This is a genomic window from Candidatus Thermoplasmatota archaeon, assembly GCA_035540375.1.
Lineage (GTDB): Archaea > Thermoplasmatota > SW-10-69-26 > JACQPN01 > JAJPHT01 > DATLGO01.
Genome location: DATLGO010000068.1, coordinates 1 through 3,178, shown reverse-complemented (window position 1 = coordinate 3,178; position 3,178 = coordinate 1). Strand labels below are relative to the sequence as shown.

Here is a 3,178-nt window from a genome sequence, read left to right as displayed (position 1 = left end):
GCCCCCGGGACGCCGCCCCTCGCCCTCGCGCTCGAAGCCCCCGCCTCGATTCCCGTCGGCGTCGCCCAGGCCCTCCGGCTGGACATCCACCGCCCCGCGGGCTCGCCGCCGCTTCCGGAGCGCCTGCGCCTCGCCTACGAGGCCGACGACGGCGGACGGGTCGAGGGACCGGCCGAAATCCTCCTCGCCCCCCTCGACCGCTGCGAGGGTCGCGCCGAGACGCCCTGCGCGCGCGCGACGCTCACCTACGCTCCGGCAAGCGCGGGCGCGCGGACCCTCCGCGTTCGCGCCGAGGGCCTCGTCTCAAGCCGGGACGCCGCCTTCCCGCTCGCCGTGGCGCGCGACCCCCTCCGCCTCGACGGGGTCGGCGTGGGCCCGCCCCCCGAAGGGTCCCCCGGCGGCAGCCGCGCGGTCCATTGGCGCGCGGCCACCACGTTCCTCTCGGAAGCCCCCGCGAACCTGACGCTGCGCGCCTCCTGGTCGGCGCCCGGTTTCCCGCCCGTCGCCTGGGAGGAGGCGGCGGGCGACCTCCGCGCGACCCGCGCGGGCGTCGACGTCGTCCTCCCGTTCGCCCCGCGCTGGGCCGCGGGCAACTACACCCTCACGCTCGTCGCGCGCGGCCCCGACGCGGAGGGCGCGTCCCCGCCGCTCGTCTTCGAGCACGCGCCCGCGCCGGCCCCGGCGCGCGCCGCCGCCCCCGTCGAGGCGGAGGTGGAGGACCGGCCCGGAACGATCGCGCTCACGAGCGACTCCGTGAACGCGGACGGCAAGCTCAAGGCGCCCGGCGAAGCCGTGGTCACGCGCGCGACCGTGTCGGATCCCAACGGGCTCGCGGACCTCGTCGCGGTCGTGGTCCGCGTCGACCGGCTCGGGGGCGGCCGCACGACGATCCACGAGGACCGCATCCCGCTCGATCCCGCGCGCACGAAGGCAAGCGTGGAGCATCGCTTCGCGCTCGCGCCGCTTCGCGAGGGGACGTACGCGTTGAACCTCAGCGCCGAGCGAGGACGCGCCTCGACCGCCGAGCGGACGTTCGTCATCACGAACGCGAAGCCGACGCTCGCGGCGAGCGCGCTCGACCCGCCGCGCGCCTTCCCCGCCGCGGCCGTCCCCCTCGCCGGGAACCTCACGCTCGCGGACCGCAACTTCGGATCGGGTCCGCTGGATCCCGAACCCGCGAGCGCCTTCCGGCTCCTGAGCGTCAAGCTCTATCGCGCCTCGACGCTCGTCACGGATCCGGCCTGGCAGCTCTCGCTTGGCGACGCGCCCGCGCACGCGGGACGCGCCGTCCTCGACCTCGCGAACGCCACGCGCGCCGGCCCCTGGCCCGCGTCCGAGGCGGATGGGGCGGGCCGCCTCACGGTGCCGTTCTCGCTCGTGGTGCCGGCGAACGCCGCGGCGGGCGATCACCATCTTTCCGTCTACCACGCCTCGACGCCGACGGAGACGCCCGCGCTCCTCGGAACCGTCGGCTTCGTCGTCGAACCGCTTCCCGCCGTGAAGACGCTCGTCGTCGAGCCATCGACCTTCCTTCCCGGCGCGTCCGTGCGCGTCGCAGGCACCGTCGAGGCGGGGGCGCGGCTCGACGGCGTCCGCCTCGTCTGGACGGGCCCGGAGGGCGATCTCGTACCGCCCCGCGTGATCTCCGTCGAAGGCGGGGCGTTCGCGGCCGACCTCGAGGCCCCCTCGCCCCTTCGCGCGGGGCTCGCGACCACGCTGCGCGCGGAGCCGCTTCCCGGAGGCGCCGCCCGCGCGACCTCGGTCAAGGTCGCGAACGCGCCTCCGACGCTCGCGCTCGCGGCGCGCGCCGACGGCGTCGCGTGGGGCGAAGGCCCCGTGCGCGTCCTTCCGGGCGTCGCGCGCGTCATCGAGGTCGCGCTCGCGGCGCGCGACCCGAACGAGGCGGAGGCGCGCGTCGCGTTCACGGCGACGCTCCTCGACTGGAACGGCGCCGCCGTCGCGGGCGCGGCGCGCCTCGAGGGCGCGTCGAACGCGACGGCGTTCGCGCGCGTCGCGCTCGCGGGCGACCTTGCCGCCGGCCGCTACGTCCTCCGCGCGACGGCGCGGGACGCGCTGGGCGCGACGGGGTCGGCGGACGTCGCGATCGAAGTCGGGGCGTGGGTCTCCGCCGGATTTCCGACGGGCCGCGTGGCCCTCGCGCCCGCGCCCGGCGGCCTCGAGGGCCGCGCGCCCCTCGCGCTCGCGGGGAACGTCCGGGTCGGCGCGGTCCACGTCCTTCTTGCGCCCCTCGCCTCCGAGGATCGCGTGCTCGCGCCGGGCGGGGTCGTCGCGACCCTTCGCGGCGCCGACGGACGTGCGCTTGCGTCGGCGACCGTCGCCGCGAACGCCACGAGCGTCCGCCTCGCGGGGCTCGACCTCGCGCCGGGCGACGTCGCGACCCTCGGCCTCGCGTGGCCGCTTCCGGAGGGCACGCCCGCGGGCCGCTACGACGGGTACGTGGCGCTCGCCGTGGAGGCGCGATCGTGAGGCTCGCCCTCGCGGCCCTCCTCGCCCTCGCGGGGGAGGCGTGCGCCCTCGCGGTCCTCGACGAGGGGCCGCTCGTCCACGAGGGGCACGGGACCGACACCGCGCGCTTCCGCCTCCGCGTGCGCGTCGAAGGCGACGACCCGGTCGAGGTGCGCGCCTCGCTCGCGGACGGCTTCCGCGGGACGCTCGCGACCCTCCCCGCCTCGCGCGCCGGGGCGGGCGAGCCACGCCCGCTCCCCGCCACGTTCGCGCTCGACCCGCGCGCCGCGGACGCCCGGTGGCGCGGGTACGCGGGCGTTTACGTGCTCGACATCGCGGTCGCGGCGCCGAACGCCGGCGGCCGCTTCGAGGGAACGCTCCTCGTCGTGCCCGAGAGGGGCGCGGGCGTCGCGGTGCCCTTCGCGCTCGCGCTCGTCGAGCAGCGCGTCGCCGCCGTCCTCGAACCGGGCGACGGCGGAGCGACCCTCCGCCTCGTCGCCGAAGGGGGGAAGCGCGTCGTCGCGGCGGAGGCGCGCGCCGCGGGCGCCGCGCATCCCCTCGCGCGCGTCGCGCCCCAGACGTTCGCCGGGCGGGTCCCCGCGGGCGCGGTCGCCGAGCCCGTCGTGGTGTACTGGGATGGCGCGCGCCTTGCGGGCGAGCCCGTCCCGGTCCCGGCCCCCGCGCCCGCGCCCGAACCCCGCCTGGATCCTCC

General features: G+C 78.4%; 2 protein-coding genes. Both read left to right on the top strand.

Annotation, left to right across the window (positions count from 1 at the left end):
• On the top strand, positions 1 to 2,487 hold a 2,487-nt coding region (locus tag VM889_07865), incomplete at its 5' end, for a hypothetical protein (protein ID HVL48456.1).
• Positions 2,484 to 3,178 (top strand): hypothetical protein (locus VM889_07860; protein HVL48455.1); only part of this gene is annotated, 695 nt, incomplete at its 3' end. The genes VM889_07865 and VM889_07860, both read left to right, overlap by 4 nt.